Source organism: Streptomyces sp. NPDC051136 (assembly GCF_044455745.1).
GTDB lineage: Bacteria > Actinomycetota > Actinomycetes > Streptomycetales > Streptomycetaceae > Streptomyces.
Genome location: NZ_JBITFE010000010.1, coordinates 63820 through 78113, shown reverse-complemented (window position 1 = coordinate 78113; position 14294 = coordinate 63820). Strand labels below are relative to the sequence as shown.

12 protein-coding genes are annotated in these 14294 nt (G+C 75.5%); 5 read left to right on the top strand and 7 right to left on the bottom strand.

Features of this window, described 5'->3' with window-relative positions; translation table 11 throughout:
- Positions 1 to 53: 53 nt before the first annotated feature.
- Entirely contained in the window at positions 54 to 1145 is a 1092-nt protein-coding gene (locus ACIBCJ_RS27450; protein WP_365979759.1) for a galactosyldiacylglycerol synthase, read from the bottom strand.
- Between the two features lie 254 nt (positions 1146 to 1399).
- On the opposite strand from ACIBCJ_RS27450, the gene ACIBCJ_RS27445 reads away from it, so the two are divergent.
- The 4 genes from ACIBCJ_RS27445 to ACIBCJ_RS27430 are packed head-to-tail and all read left to right on the top strand — an operon-like array spanning position 1400 to position 5871.
- Entirely contained in the window at positions 1400 to 2251 is an 852-nt protein-coding gene (locus tag ACIBCJ_RS27445) for an SDR family NAD(P)-dependent oxidoreductase (RefSeq protein WP_362502965.1), read from the top strand.
- Between the two features lie 16 nt (positions 2252 to 2267).
- Entirely contained in the window at positions 2268 to 3176 is a 909-nt protein-coding gene (locus ACIBCJ_RS27440) for a DMT family transporter (protein WP_362502968.1), read from the top strand.
- A 43-nt stretch (positions 3177 to 3219) separates the two neighbouring features.
- Entirely contained in the window at positions 3220 to 4071 is an 852-nt protein-coding gene (locus ACIBCJ_RS27435; RefSeq protein ID WP_365979758.1) for a polysaccharide deacetylase family protein, read from the top strand.
- Positions 4072 to 4074: 3 nt separating this feature from the next.
- Positions 4075 to 5871 (top strand): glycoside hydrolase family 15 protein, encoded by a 1797-nt coding sequence (locus ACIBCJ_RS27430; RefSeq protein WP_365979757.1) that lies wholly within the window; start codon positions 4075 to 4077, stop codon positions 5869 to 5871.
- A 154-nt stretch (positions 5872 to 6025) separates the two neighbouring features.
- On the opposite strand, the gene ACIBCJ_RS27425 is transcribed toward ACIBCJ_RS27430, so the two are convergent.
- From ACIBCJ_RS27425 to ACIBCJ_RS27410, 4 genes are read right to left on the bottom strand one after another with little or no spacing between them, the layout of a single operon-like run.
- Positions 6026 to 7156, bottom strand: coding sequence for an XdhC/CoxI family protein (locus ACIBCJ_RS27425; protein ID WP_362096320.1), 1131 nt, complete (start codon positions 7154 to 7156; stop codon positions 6026 to 6028).
- A complete protein-coding gene (locus ACIBCJ_RS27420; protein WP_365979756.1) occupies positions 7149 to 9299 on the bottom strand; it encodes a xanthine dehydrogenase family protein molybdopterin-binding subunit in 2151 nt (716 codons plus the stop codon). Before ACIBCJ_RS27420 ends, ACIBCJ_RS27425 begins: the two co-directional genes overlap by 8 nt.
- Positions 9296 to 10288 carry a xanthine dehydrogenase family protein subunit M gene (locus tag ACIBCJ_RS27415; RefSeq protein WP_365979755.1) on the bottom strand — a complete coding sequence of 331 codons (993 nt, stop codon included), beginning with the start codon at positions 10286 to 10288 and terminating at the stop codon, positions 9296 to 9298. The genes ACIBCJ_RS27420 and ACIBCJ_RS27415 overlap by 4 nt, the downstream gene beginning before the upstream one ends.
- Positions 10285 to 10890: a 2Fe-2S iron-sulfur cluster-binding protein gene (locus tag ACIBCJ_RS27410; protein WP_365979754.1), complete on the bottom strand. Its 606-nt coding sequence runs from the start codon at positions 10888 to 10890 to the stop codon at positions 10285 to 10287. Before ACIBCJ_RS27410 ends, ACIBCJ_RS27415 begins: the two co-directional genes overlap by 4 nt.
- Positions 10891 to 11126: 236 nt before the next feature.
- Between ACIBCJ_RS27410 and ACIBCJ_RS27405 the strand changes: the two genes are divergently transcribed.
- Positions 11127 to 11717: a TetR/AcrR family transcriptional regulator gene (locus ACIBCJ_RS27405; RefSeq protein ID WP_362096331.1), complete on the top strand. Its 591-nt coding sequence runs from the start codon at positions 11127 to 11129 to the stop codon at positions 11715 to 11717.
- Here ACIBCJ_RS27405 and ACIBCJ_RS27400 read toward each other — a convergent pair.
- Together ACIBCJ_RS27400 and ACIBCJ_RS27395 are read right to left on the bottom strand one after the other, a co-directional pair.
- Complete coding sequence (locus ACIBCJ_RS27400; RefSeq protein WP_365979753.1) at positions 11680 to 12498, bottom strand: response regulator; 819 nt, start codon at positions 12496 to 12498, stop codon at positions 11680 to 11682. The genes ACIBCJ_RS27405 and ACIBCJ_RS27400 overlap by 38 nt on opposite strands.
- Positions 12495 to 14141 carry an ATP-binding protein gene (locus ACIBCJ_RS27395; protein ID WP_365979752.1) on the bottom strand — a complete coding sequence of 549 codons (1647 nt, stop codon included), beginning with the start codon at positions 14139 to 14141 and terminating at the stop codon, positions 12495 to 12497. The genes ACIBCJ_RS27400 and ACIBCJ_RS27395 overlap by 4 nt, the downstream gene beginning before the upstream one ends.
- Positions 14142 to 14294: the final 153 nt, after the last annotated feature.

Sequence of the window (14294 nt, the reverse complement as noted above, 5' to 3'; positions counted from 1 at the left end):
CGCCGCCGTGCGCGCTCGCACCGCCGTGCGCGGCCCGTGGGCCGTGCGCGTTCTCACCGCCGCAGGCGTGCCCGCGCGGCGTCGGCGGCGCCGGTCAGCGCGGTCAGGGGGTCGGGCTGCTCGGTGAACAGGGCACGCCCGGCGGCGATCCGCCGGCGTCTGGCCGGACCCGGTGCGGTGAGCCGCCGCAGCGCGCGCAGCAGCGCGTCCCCGTCCTCAGCGGCTTCGGACACGCCCAGCTCCGCCATCCGCCGGACGCCGTCCGCGCCGTGGCCCGGGATCGGGCGGTGGCCCACGACCGGCAGTCCGGCGGCGAGTGCCTGTACGGCGGTCTGGCCGGCCGCGTTGTCGATCAGGGCCCGGGCGGCGTGCAGCAGGCCGGGCATGTCCGTCACCCAGCCCAGGGCGAGGACGCCCGGGGTGCCGGACAGCACACGGCGCAGCCGCTGGTTGTCACCGCAGAGCACGACCGGCAGGAAGCCGTGCTCCGCCAGGAGCCGGACGGTGGTGTCCAGGCGCGAGCCGACGCCCCAGGCACCGGCGGAGAGCACCACGGCGGGCCGGCCGGGGCCTAGCCGGTCGAACAGGTCCCGCCACGCGGCCGCCCCCGGGACGTCGGGGGTGCCGGCGAGGAATCCGGGCGCCACGAGGGGCCCGCAGGCCGACGCGGGCCTGCCGGTGCTCGTCCGCACCCGGCGCGCCGCGTCCTCGGTGAGGCACAGGCAGTGGTCGTTGCCGGGGTGCAGCCACTGCCGGTGGACCTCGAAGTCGATCACGAGGACGACGCTGGGCACGGGAAGCAGCCCGCGTGCCCGCAGATGGCCGGTCAGCTGGGCGCCCAGGTGGAAGACGGGCACGACGACGTCCGCGCCCGTGCGCTCGGCCAGCTCGCGCAGTCTGCTCCCGGCGAGCCGGGCCAGGGGCGTCCCGCTGGGGCGGCGCCCCGGGCCGGGGCGCAGGAAGAGGCGGTACAGGGCGGCGTACGCCCAGGGGAAGTGCCGTACCGACCCGCGGTAGAAGCGCCTCAGGACGGTGCCCAGGCCGTACGGCAGGAGCGCCAGGACGTCGACGACCTGGGCGGTGTCGCCGCGCTCCCCGGCCCGGCGGACCAGTTCGGCGGCGACCGTGTCGTGGCCGGCGCCCATGCTCGCGCTGAGTACCAGCAGGCGTCGGCCGCCTCCCGGGCCGCCCGCGGCGGCGACCCGGTGGGGCACGGATGAGCTGCGAGGATGCACAGCGGACCAGGTTGCCGACGCGAAGGGTTCCAAACCACCGCACATGCGGGCGTTTCGGGTGTACCGCGGCTGGATACTCCGTGACCGCCCGTCCGGACGGACGGCGGAGCCCGGCCACCCGGCCGGTCGCTTCGCGGTGCCCGCCCCGAGTCAAGGTGGTCCCCATGGTCCATGCGTTCTCCCGTCCCCGGCCCGCTCCCGGACCGCAGGTCGTCGCACCCGACGCGGACCGTGCCAGGCCCCGGCGGCCCGCGGGAGGCCAGGACACGGGGACCCGTACGGCGCTCGTGACGGGGGCGTCCTCCGGCATCGGTGCGGCCGTGGCCCGCCGGCTGGGCGGCGAGGACGGCTGGCGGCTGGTGCTCACCGGACGGGACCCGGTGCGGCTGCGCCGGGTCGCCGACGACACGTCGGCCACCGCCTTCGCGGCGGACCTCACCCTCCCGGGCGCCGACCGGCAGCTCGCCGACTTCGCGCTGGCCACGGCGGGCCCGGTGGACCTGCTGGTGGCCGGAGCCGGGGTGGGCTGGGCCGGCGAGTTCCTGGACATGCCGCCGCACACCATCGACGAGGTGCTCGACGTCAACGTGCTGGCCACGCTGCGGCTCGTGCGGCTGGTGCTGCCGGGGATGGTGGCGGCCGGTTCGGGGCGGGTGGTGCTCATCGGTTCGCTGGCGGGCAGTGTCGCGGTGCGCGACGAGGCCGTGTACTCGGCGGCGAAGGCCGCGATCGGCGCCTTCGCGGACTCGTTGCGCTACGAGCTGCGGGGCACGGGCGTGGGAGTCACCCATGTGGTGCCCGGCGTCGTCGACACGCCGTTCTTCGAGCGCCGCGGCACCCCCTACCGGCGGTCCAGGCCGCGTCCGGTCCCGCCCGAGCGCGTGGCCGACGCGGTGCACGGCGCGGTCGTGCGGGGCCGCGACGAGGTGTACGTGCCCTCGTGGCTGCGGCTGCCGTGCCGGGTGCGGGGCACGGCCCCCGGACTGTACCGGCGGCTGGCCGCGCGGTTCGGATGACCGGGAGCGCGCCGCGGTGAGTGTCCTCACCGTCGTCCTCGCCCTGTTCGCCGCGCTGTCCAACGCGGCGGCGTCGGTGTTGCAGCGCCGGGCCGCGGCGCAGGACGAGGACCGGGCGGGCGCCCGGCACACGGCGCTGCACTCGCTGCTGCGGATGGTGCACGACCGGTACTGGGTCGGCGGGGCGGCGCTGCTGGCGCTGACCACGGTGTTGCAGGGGGCCGCGCTGGCGGTGGGCAGCCTGGCCGTCGTCCAGCCGCTGATGGCCACCGAACTGCTCTTCACGCTGGTGGTGGGCAGCGTCGTCTTCCACCGGCGCCCGGACTCGCGGACGTGGCTGGCCTTCGCGGCCCTGGCCGTGGGGCTCGCGCTGTTCCTGGGCGCCGCCGCTCCGTCGGCCGGTCACGACACGGCCGCCTCGGGCCGGTGGATCTGGGCGGGCCTGGCGCTGTTCGTACTGATCACGGTCCTCGCCTCGGTCGGCAGCATGGTGCACGGCGCACCCCGGGCGGCGCTGTTCGGATCGGCGTCGGCGGTGGGGTTCGGCGGGACGGCGGCGCTGCTCAAGGAACTCACCGGGCGGCTGCCCCAGGGGGTGGGCGAGGTGCTGACCCAGTGGCCGCCGTACGCGACGGGGGTGGTGGGCGTGATCAGCTTCCTGCTGTTGCAGAGCGCCCTGCGGGCGGGGACCCTCGCGGCCTCGCAGCCCGCGCTGACCCTCGGCGACGCGCTGACCAGCGTCGCGCTGGGCTGGGCCCTGTTCGGCGAGGAGATCGTGCTCGGCGTGCGGGTGCTGCCCGAGCTGATCGGCGTGGCTCTGATCGGCCTCGGCAGCGTCGGGCTGGCCCGGGCACCGTCCGTCCACGGCGCCTGGGACACGGCCACGGCGGCGCGGGACGGGCCGGGGCGAGGAGCGAGGCGATGAGCGGTCCGAGACGGGCCGACCGAGCGGGCCGGAGGCACCAGCAATGGGTCAGAGTCTTCACGCGGGACACGCGGGACACCCGGGACACGCCGGGCGTGCGGTGTACGCCGTCGCAGCCGCCGCGCCGGTCGCGGCCGCGCTGGCGCACATCGGCCCGGCCGCGACCTGGCTCCCCGGGCTGCGCCGGCGCCGTTTCCCCGCGCTGGCCGGGCAGGGCGGTCCCGGTCACGTGGCGCTCACCTTCGACGACGGGCCGGACCCCGTATCCACACCGCACTTCCTCGACGTCCTGGACGCGCTCGGGGTCCGGGCGACGTTCTTCGTCCTCGGCGAGAACGTGGCACGGCATCCTGCCGTGGCCAGGGAGCTGACCCGGCGCGGGCACGAAATCGAGGTGCACGGCTGGGCGCACGACCGCCCCTGGTGGCCGGCGCCGCCGCGGGACGCGCGCGAGGTGCTGCGCGCCGCGCGGCTGGTGGGCGAGGTGACCGGCCGGTCCCCCACCTGGTACCGGCCGCCCTACGGCATTCTCACCTCCGGACGCTGGGCGGCCGCCCGCCGGGCCGGGCTGCGGCCGGTGCTGTGGACGGCGTGGGGCAAGGACTGGCGGCACGACGCGACGCCGGCCTCGGTACGCGCGAACGTCGCGGCGGACCTGGGCGGCGGCGGCACGATCCTCCTCCACGACACCGACCACGCCTCCACTCCGGGCAGCTGGCGGGCCACGCTCGGCGCGCTGCCGGACATCGTGCGCGACTGCCGCGAGGCGGGGCTGGCGGTGGGCCCGCTGGGCGAGCACGGGACGGGCGGGGGCGCGGTGGCGGCGAGGTGTGCGCGCAGCGGGCGGAGCGCACGGAACGCACCGTTTCGGTCAACGGCGCCGGGACAGCCGTAGGTCATGGAGGACAGCGCCGATCAGCGCGCGGCGGCACCGGACCCGTCGTGCCCGCCCTGGGCCCTGCGGGAGTACGCCGTGCTCGCCGACGGCGAGCGGGGGGCGGTCCTGGACCCCCGGGGCCGGATCGTGTGGCTGTGCGCCCCGCGGTGGCACGACGACGCGGTGTTCTCCGCGCTCATCGGCGGCGCGGGGCACTTCACCGTGGAGCCCACGGACCCCTGGCACGTCTGGGGCGGCTCGTACGAGGAGGGCTCGCTGATCCGGGTGAGCCGGTGGGTGACCGCCGACTGCGTCATCGAGTGCCGCGAGGCCCTGGCCCTGCCGGCCCGCACGGACCGGCTCGTGCTGCTGCGGCGCATGCGGGTGGTGCGGGGCGAGGCCCGGCTGACCCTGGACCTGGACCCGCGGCCCGGCTTCGGCGCGGCCCGGATGCGCGAGCCCCGGTGTGAGCGGGGCGTGTGGACGGCCGGGGCGGAAGGCCTGCGTATGCGGCTCGCCGGGGCACCGGACGCGGTCTGGCGGGACGGGGCCGGGCTCCGCGGCGACTTCCGGCTGCGCGAGGGCGAGACGCACGATCTGGTGCTGGAGCTGTCCCGGGGCCGGGAGAACGGGCCCCTGGACGCCGACGCGTTGTGGCGGGCCACGGAACGGGAGTGGCGGGCAGCCGTCCCGGACTGCTCGCGGCTGGTGGCGCCCCGCGACGCCCGGCACGCGTACGCCGTGCTGCGCGGGCTGACCAGCATCTCCGGCGGGATGGTCGCGGCGGCCACCACGTCGCTGCCGGAGCGGGCCAACAGCGGGCGCAACTACGACTACCGCTACGCGTGGCTGCGCGACCAGTGCTACGCCGGTCTCGCGGTCGCCGCGCACGGACCGCACCCGCTGGTCGACGACGCGGTGCGCTTCGTCGCCGAGCGCATCCTCGAGGACGGCGACGGGGTGCGCCCCGCGTACACGGTCGACGGACGGCCGGTCGGGCGCGAGCGGTCCCTGCGGCTGCCCGGCTATCCCGGCGGCAACGACCACGTGGGAAACGACGCGGGCGCCCAGTTCCAGCTGGACACCTTCGGCGAGGCGCTGCAGCTGTTCGCAGCGGCGGCCGGGCACGACCGGCTGACCGAGGAGGCGCGACGGGCCGCCGACGTCGCCGTGGACGTCGTCGAGCGGCAGTGGCTGAAACCGGACGCCGGCCTGTGGGAGCTGGAGGACCGGTGGTGGACCCACTCCCGGCTGAGCGTGGTGTGCGGCCTGCGGCGGATGGCCGAGGTGCTGCCCGGGAGCGCCGGGCGCCGGTGCACCGACCTCGCCGACACCGTGCTGCGGGAGACGGAACGCCGCTGTCTGCGTGCCGACGGCCGCTGGCGGCGGGCCGAGGACGACGACGGGGCCGAGGCCGCACTGCTGGTGCCGATGGCCCGCGGCTGCACGTTCCTGAAAGGCGACGGCGACGGCGATGGCGACTGCGACGCCGCCACCCGCGCGTACATCGAGTCCCAGCTGGCCGAGGACGGGTACCTGTACCGCTTCGAACACCCCGGTAAGCCGCTCGGCGGGGCCGAGGGCGCCTTTCTGCTCTGTGGCTTCACCATGGCGCTCGCCACGCACCGGGTCGGCGACCGCATCGGCGCGTTCCGCTGGTTCGAGCGCACCCGCGCGGCCTGTGGACCCCCCGGGCTGTTCGCCGAGGAGTACGACGTGCGCCAGCGCCAGCTCCGCGGCAACCTCCCGCAGGCCTTCGTGCACGCCATGATGCTGGAGTGCGCGGTCCGCCTCGCCGGCGAGTCGACCCTGCCCTGACCGCAGACCGTCCGGCCCCGTCCGCCTGGCGGACAGGAGCCGCACACGGCGGTGCGGTGGGTCGGGGCCGGCCGACACGGTGTTGGTGGGTCGGGGCCGGCCGACACGGTGTTGCGGTGGCGGGCCCGGGCGAGGCCCGCCACCTGTCTCCTCCTCAGGCAGCCGCCCCCGTCACCTCCCGGTGGATCGGCGCCGCCCCGCCGGTCAGGGGGACACCCGTGCCGCCGCGGCGGAGGGCGACGATCTCCGCCGCGATGGACAGGGCGGTCTCCTCCGGGGTACGGGCGCCGAGGTCCAGACCGATCGGTGAGCGCAGCCGGGACAGCTCCTCCTCGGTCAGGCCCGCCTCGCGCAGCCGCCGGTCGCGGTCCTCGTGGGTGCGGCGCGAGCCCATGGCGCCGACGAAGGCGACCGGCATCCGCAGCGCCTCCGTCAGCAGCGGCACGTCGAACTTGGCGTCGTGGGTCAGTACGCACAGCACCGTGCGCCCGTCGGTCGGGGTGCCGCGCAGGTAGCGGTGCGGCCAGTCGACGACGACCTCGTCGGCTTCCGGGAAGCGGGCCCGGGTGGCGAAGACGGGCCGGGCGTCGCACACCGTCACGTGGTGTCCGAGGAACTTCCCCGCCCGCACCAGGGCCGCGGCGAAGTCGACCGCGCCGAAGACGATCATGCGGGGCGGCGGCACGCTGGACTCGACGAGCAGGGTGAGTCCGCCGGGGCAGTGCGAACCGTCCTCCGAGAGCCCGACGGTGCCGGTGCGCCCGGCGTCCAGCAGGGCACCGGCTTCGGCGGCGGCGGTGCGGTCCAGGTCGGGGTGGCCCCCGAGTCCTCCCTCGCGGGTGCCGTCGGGGCGGACCAGCAGGGCCCGCCCCAGCAGGCCTGCCGGGCCCCGGACGACCCGTGCGAGGGCCGCGGTGCCGCCCCGGGCGGCGCTGTCGAGCGCCGCCCGGAACACCTCACGCGACGGCGCGTCCGCGCCGACCGGCGTGACCAGGACGTCGACGATGCCGCCGCAGGTCAGCCCGACCGCGAAGGCGTCCTCGTCGCTGTAGCCGAAGCGTTGCCGCACCGTCTCGCCGCTGCGCAGGGCGTCGGTGCACAGCTCGTACACCGCGCCCTCCACACAGCCGCCGGAGACGGAGCCGATCGCCGTGCCGTCGCTGTCGACGGCGAGGGCGGCGCCGGGCCCGCGCGGTGCGCTGCCGCCGACGGAGACGACGGTGGCGACGGCGAACTCCCGGCCCTCGGCGAGCCAGCGGTTCAGCTCGTCGGCGATGTCAAGCATCCGCGCCGCCCCCGGCCGCGGGCACCCCCGCCGACAGCACGCGGTCCGGACGGATCGGCAGACTGCGGTGGCGCACGCCGGTCGCGTGGTGCACCGCGTTGGCGACGGCGGCCGCGGCGCCCACGATGCCGATCTCGCCGACCCCCTTGATGCCCACGGGGTCGTCCGGGTCCTCGTCGTCCACCCAGTCCGCCTGGATGTCGCCCACGTCGGCGTGGGTGGCGACGTGGTAGCCGGCGAGGTCGGGCGCGTAGAGGGCGCCGCTGGCCCGGTCCCGGACCGCCTCCTCGTGCAGGGCCATGGAGACGCCCCAGACCATGCCGCCGACCAGCTGGTTGCGGGCGGTGAGCGGGTTGACGATCCGGCCCGCCGCGAAGATGCCGAGCATGCGGCGCACCCGTACCTCGCCCGTGGCGGGGTCCACGGCGACCTCCGCGAACTGCGCCCCGAAGGAGTGCCGTTCCTTCTGCGCGAGACGGCCGAGGGCCTCGGTGGTGTCGGACCGTACGGTGATGCCCTCGGCGGGGATGTCGGTGCCCAGGGCGAGGCGTTCGCGCAGTTCCGCGGCCGCGGCCGTGATCGCCCAGGCCCACGAGCGGGTGCCCATCGAGCCGCCCGCGATCATCGCCGGGCCGAAGTCGCTGTCCCCGATGCGGACATGGACCCGCTCGGGCGCCACCCCCAGCGCGTCGGCCGCGACCAGGGTGAGCGCGGTACGGGCGCCGGTGCCGATGTCGGCGGCGGAGATCCGCACGGTGAAGCCGCCGTCGGCCTGGGCGGTCAGCGCGGCCGTGGAGGGTCCGGCGCCGGCGTGGAAGGAGGCGGCGGCCGTGCCCGTGCCGAGGAGCCAGCGTCCGTCCCGCCGGGTCCCGGGGCGCGGGTCGCGCTCGGCCCAGCCGAACCGCCGGGCGCCCTCACGGAAGCATGCCTCCAGGTTGCGGCTGCTGAAGGGCAGGCCGGACACCGGGCCCACCTCGGGCTCGTTGCGCAGGCGCAGTTCGATCGGATCGACGCCGCAGCGCTCGGCGAGTTCGTCGAGGGCCGACTCGACGGCGAAGGACCCCGGCGCCTCGCCCGGCGCGCGCATGAACGTCGGGGACGGCACGTCGAGGGGCGTGACCTCGTTGGCCGTGTGGTGGGCGTCGGCGTCGTACATCACCCGGGCCACGCCCGCACTGGGTTCGACGAACTCGTAGACGGTGGACGTCCGGCTCAGCGAGCGGTGCTCCAGGGCGCGCAGCCGGCCGTCGGCGTCGGCGCCGAGGCGCACGCGCTGGACGGTGGGGCTGCGGTGGCCGGCCAGCGAGAACATCTGACGCCTCGTCATGACCACGCGTACCGGCCGCTGCAGTTCGGTCGCGGCCATCACGGCGGCGACCTGGTGGGCCCGCAGGCCCTTGCTGCCGAAGCCGCCGCCGATGTGCTCGGAGCGCACCCGCACGGCGGACGCGTCCAGCGAGAACATGTTCGCCAGTTCGCCCTGGATCCAGGTGGTGCCCTGGTTGGAGTCGACGACCTCCAGGCGGCCGCCGTCCCACCGGGCCGTGGCGGCGTGCGGCTCCATCATGCTGTGGTGCTCTTCGGGCGTGGTGTACTCCGCGTCCACCACGACGGCGGAGGCGGCGAGGCCGGCCGCCAGGTCGCCCTTGGCGGTCTCGCCGGGCATGACGCCGCCGGCCGGGTGGGCGCCCGGGTGTCCGGAGGTGAGCGTGGTGTCGTGCGGTTCCTCGTCGTAGGAGACGACCAGGGCCTCGGCGGCCTCCCTGGCCTGTTCGGACGTCCCGGCGACGACGAGGGCGACCGGCCAGCCCACGTGCGGCACCCGGTCGTTCTGGAAGAGGGCGGCGGTGGGGTCCGGCGCGATGCCCAGCAGACCCACGTAGTCGGTGTCGACGCGCGGGGCGTTGCCGTGGTCCAGGACGGTGAGGACGCCGGGCATGGCGAGGACGGGCTCGGTGTCGATGGCGCGGATCCGGCCGCGGGCCACGGTGGACAGCACCAGCCAGCCGTGCGCGAGGTCGGCGAAGGGGATCTCGCCGGCGTAGCGGGCCGCTCCGGTGACCTTGTCGCGGCCCTCGACGCGCGTGTGGGCGGTGCCGACTGCGCCCCGGGCCGTCGTGCGGCCGGTGGTGGCGGTGCTCATCGGGCGGCCTCCTCGGCGAGTTCGGTCAGGACGGCCACCACGAGGTTGCGCATGAGGGTCACCTTGTATCCGTTGTCGGGCAGCGGCCTGGCGGCCGCGAGTTCGGCGTCGGCGGCGGCGGCGAAGGCGGCGCCGTCGGCCGGTGCCCCGGTCAGCACGGCCTCGGCGGTACGGGCCCGCCAGGGCCGTGAGGCGACCGCGCCGAGGGCCAGCCGGGCCTCGCGCACCACGCCGTCCTCGATGTCGAGCGCCGCGGCGACCGAACCGATCGCGAAGGCGTACGAAGCGCGCTCGCGGACCTTGCGGTAGCGGGATCGGGCGGCGACCGGGGCGGGCGGCAGGGTGACGCCGGTGATCAGTGCCCCAGGCGGCAGGGCGGTCTCCCGGTGCGGGGTGTCCGCGACGGGGAGGTAGAAGTCGGCCAGCGGCAACTCGTCCGGGCCGTCGAGGGTTTCGTACTCCACGACGGCGTCGAGGGCGGCGAGGGCCACGCCCATGTCGGAGGGGTGGACGGCCACGCAGTGGTCGGAGGCGCCCAGGACGGCGTGGTTGTGGTGCTCACCGGTGATCGCGGAGCAACCGCTGCCGGACGCCCGCTTGTTGCAGGGCCTGCTGAGGTCGGTGAAGTAGCCGCAGCGGGTGCGCTGGAGGAGGTTCCCCCCGACGGTGGCCATGTTGCGCAGCTGGCCGGAGGCGCCGGCCAGGACCGCCTGGGTCAGGACCGGGTAGCGGCGGCGCACCTCGGGGTGGGCGGCGAGGTCGCTGTTGGTGACGGTGGCGCCGATGCGCAGGCCGCCGTCGGCGCTCTCCTCGATGCCGTTCAGCGGCAGTTCGCGGACGTCGACGAGCCGGGCGGGGCGCTCGACGCCGGTCTTCATCAGGTCGACCAGGTTGGTGCCGCCGCCGAGGAAGCGGGCGTCGGGGTCCCCGGCGAGCAGGGCCACGGCGCCGGAGACGTCGTCGGCGCGCTGGTAGTCGAACTCCCTCATGCCGCCGTCTCCTTCACCGTCTCGGCGGACAGGTCGCCGTCGTCGTGCCGCCCGGCGGCGGCCTCGTGGGCCTCGGCCGCGCGGGTGACCGCCTGGACGATGGAGACGTAGGCACCGCAGCGGCAGAGGTTGCCGCTCATCCGTTCGCGGATCTCGTCCGGTGTCAGGGGTGGCGGTCCGGCCTCGGGACGTACGTCCTCGGTGGCGGCGCTGGGCCAGCCGGCCGCGTGCTCCTCGATGACGGCGATCGCCGAGCAGATCTGCCCGGGCGTGCAGTAGCCGCACTGGTAGCCGTCGAGGTCGAGGAAGGCCTGCTGGACCGGGTGCAGCCGGTCGCCGTCGGCCATGCCCTCGATGGTGGTGATCTCGCGCCCCTCGGCGGCGACGGCGAGATTCAGGCAGGAGACGGCACGGCGTCCGTCGACCAGGACGGTGCAGGCGCCGCACTGGCCCTGGTCGCAGCCCTTCTTGGTGCCGGTGAGGTCGAGCCGCTCGCGCAGGGCGTCGAGGAGCGTGGTGCGGTGGTCGACGGTCAGCTGATGCTTCTCCCCGTTGATGTTCAGGGTGACGGCGCTGGACGTCGACGAGGGCTCTGGAGCCATGGTCAGCCTTCTTTGGTGTCTGGTGACAGGTGTCCGGTGACAGGGAGAATGGGGCTGTAGGCAGTGGGGGGTGGGTGCGTGGCCGATGGCCGGTGGGCCGTCGGCCGGTCCTTCCGGTCGCGTCCGCCGCTAGACTGGGCGGGTAACCGGACAGTTGTCCGCTCACTGGAAAACGTAACGGACAGTTGTCCGGTTAGCAAGGACGGGATTCGGTCACGAACCCGGGAGGAGGACGAGTGTCGCCGTCGAGGAGAGACGAGGCGGACCCGCCTCTGCGGTCGGACGCGCAGCGCAACCGTGAGCGCATCCTGCGTGTGGCCACGGAGGAGCTGACCCGCTGCGCGCGCGTCCCGCTGAGCACCATCGCCAAGAAGGCGGGCGTCGGCCAGGGCACGTTCTACCGCAACTTCCCGCACCGCGAGGCGCTGGTCCTGGAGGTCTACCGCTACGAGATGCAGCAGGTGGCCGACGCGGCGCCCGAACTGCTGGCCACGCGGGCACCCGAGGACGCCCTGCGTGAGTGGCTGGACCACCTCGCCCGCTTCGCCATGACCAAGGTCGGGCTGGCGGACGCGATCCGGCTGGTCACGAGCGCGCCCGGGGGCCCGGCGAAACCCGAACCCGCCCCGGTGATGGACGCGGCCGACCTCCTGCTGCGCGCCAACGAGGCGGCCGGCACCATCCGCCCGGGCGTCTCCGCCGACGACTTCTTCCTCGTCATCGGCGGCCTCTGGCTGATCGACTCCGGTGACGACTGGCAGCCGCGGGTCACCCGGTTCCTCGACTTCGTCATGGACGGGCTGCGGGCGGGAGCGCCAGGCCGGTGACCGTGCCCAGGAAGCGGTACCGGCGCTCGGGGCGGCCCGCCACCCCGTAGCGCAGGGAGACGTCCGCGCTGCCCACGGTGTGGAAGTACTCCAGGTAACGGCGGGCGCTGACCCGGGAGACGCCCGTCAGCGCCGCGCACTCGCTGGCGGACAGGGTGCCGTCGGTCTCACGCAGGGTGCGCTCGACCAGCTCGGCGGTCTCCACGCTCATGCCCTTGGGCAGTACGGGGGCGGTGGCCGCCTGCGCCGCGGCTCCGGCCAGTACCCGGTCGACGTCGGCCTGGCTGCGCACGACCGTGCCGAGCAGCCGGCCCCGTTGGACGGCGTAGCGCTCCAGCCGGACCCGCAGGTCCTCGAACTCGAACGGTTTGAGCAGGTAGTCGACCACGCCGTGGCGCACGGCGCCGCGCACCGCGTCCGCCTCGCGGGCCGCGCTGACGACCATGACGTCGCAGTCGTGGCCGGCGGCGCGCAGCCGTGGGACGACGTCCAGGCCGAAGACGTCCGGCAGGTACAGGTCGAGCAGGATCAGGTCGGGGCGCAGGTCCCCGACGGCGGCGAGCGCCTGCTCCCCGGTGCCGGCGACCCCGACGACCCGGAAGGGCTCGACCCGTTCGACGAACGCGCGGTGGACGCGGGCCACCATGAAGTCGTCGTCGACCACGAGCACGCCGATCGGGTCGGCGGCCCGGGGCGTCCTTTCGGGTTCGGCGGCCCGGGGCGTCCCCTCGGGGCCGGGGGTGGGGGCGGCCGCGTCGGACGGGCCGCTCGGTGCCGTCATGGTGCTGCTCCTTCCGCCACCGCGTCGGTGAGGTGGCTGACGGTCATGCGTGCGGTGAACACGGCCCCCTCGGGGGTGTTGGTCACCGAGATCTCACCGCCGTGACGTTCGCAGACCAGCCGGGTCAGCGCCAGGCCGATACCGCGCTCGCCCTGCCGGGCGGCCTTGGTGGTGAAGCCGTGGGAGAAGACCTCCCGGGCCAGTTCGGGCGCCACCCCGGGGCCGGAGTCGCGGACCACGATCTCGACGCTGGCGGCGTCCTGCCGCAGCTCGATCTCGACCCAGGCCCCGTGGGCGTCGTCGGGGGACGCTGCGGCGTCCACGGCGTTGTCGACGAGGTTGCCGAGCACGGTCGCCACGTCGGCGGCGTCCGCCGGGTCCAGCCGGTCCAGCGCCGTGCGCTCCGACACGCGCAGCGCGACCCTGCGCTCGGCCGCCAGCGAGGACTTCGCCGTGATCAGCGCGGCGACCGCGGTGTCACGGACCCGGCGGCTGAGGGTCAGGTCCAGGGACTGGCGGCGCCGGGTGAGCCCGCGCACGTAGCGCACCACTTCGTCCTGCTCACCGATCTGGATCAGGCCGGAGATGGTGTGCAGCTGGTTGGCGAACTCGTGGGCCTGGGCGCGCAGCAGCTCGGAGGTGCTGCGGAAGGAGCCGATCTCGCGTTCCAGACGGGCCAGTTCGGTGCGGTCGCGCAGAGTGGTGACCGAACCGAGCGTGCGGCCGTCCTTGGTGACCGTCATGCGGTTCATGACCAGGACCCGGCCGTGACGGACGACGACCTCGTCGCTGGGCCCGGCCGCCGCGGAGGTGGCACCGGCGAGGACGTCCCGCAGCCGTCCGTCGATGCCGAGGCCGTCCAGGCTCCGGCCCACGCAGTCCGCGGGCAGGTCGAGCAGGCGCCGCCCCATCTCGTTGACCAGGGTGAGCCGGTGCTGCGGGTCGAGGGCGACGACGCCCTCGGCGATGCCGTACAGCATGGCCTCGCGGTGTTCGGCGAGGCCGGCGATCTCGCGCGGCTCGAGCCCCAGGGTCTGCCGCTTGACGCGCCGGGCGAGCAGCCAGGACCCGGCGACGCCGAGGCCGCTGGCGATGCCGAGGTAGGCGAGGAGGTAGGAGGAGGCGCCGCTCAGGCGCTGCCACACCGTCGGGTCGGCCTCGCCGACCATCACCGTGCCGAGGTGACGGCCGAGGGTCTGCCGGGTGGCGCCGAGCACCGGGACCTGGGCGACGAGTTCCCGGCTGCCCCGCACGGTCAGCGGCCCCGACCAGCCGCTGGTCACGTCGGCGCCCTCACCGCGCGGCACCCGGGCGCCGATCAGCGTGGGGTCCGTGGAGCTGACGACGCGGCCCTCGGCGTCGGCCACCGTGACGGAGGTGACGCCCGACTGGGTCTGTGTGGCGTTGACCAGCGGGGCGAGGGCCTCCTGCGGCAGGGGGCCGAGCAGCTGGCTGCGCACCAGCGGCGTCGCGGCGAGCTGTTCGGCGAGGGCGGTGACCCGGCGGCCCTCGACGCGGTTGAAGGTGGCCCTCGACTGGGCGAGCGAGACGGCGGCGACCGCGAGCAGGACGACCACGACGATGGCGAGCTGGAGGACCAGCATCTCGCCCGCGAGGGTCTGACGGCGGAAGGTGGGGGCCACGGCGGACTCGTTCTCGGCTCACGGACGGGTGCGGGGGACGGGGATGCGATGCGGTGACCGGCGGGGGGACCGGTCGGTGTGCCGGGACGCCATGATGGCGCCCACCTGCGGCGAAGGAAAGGGATGTGCCTTCATCGCAATGAACCGGCGGCC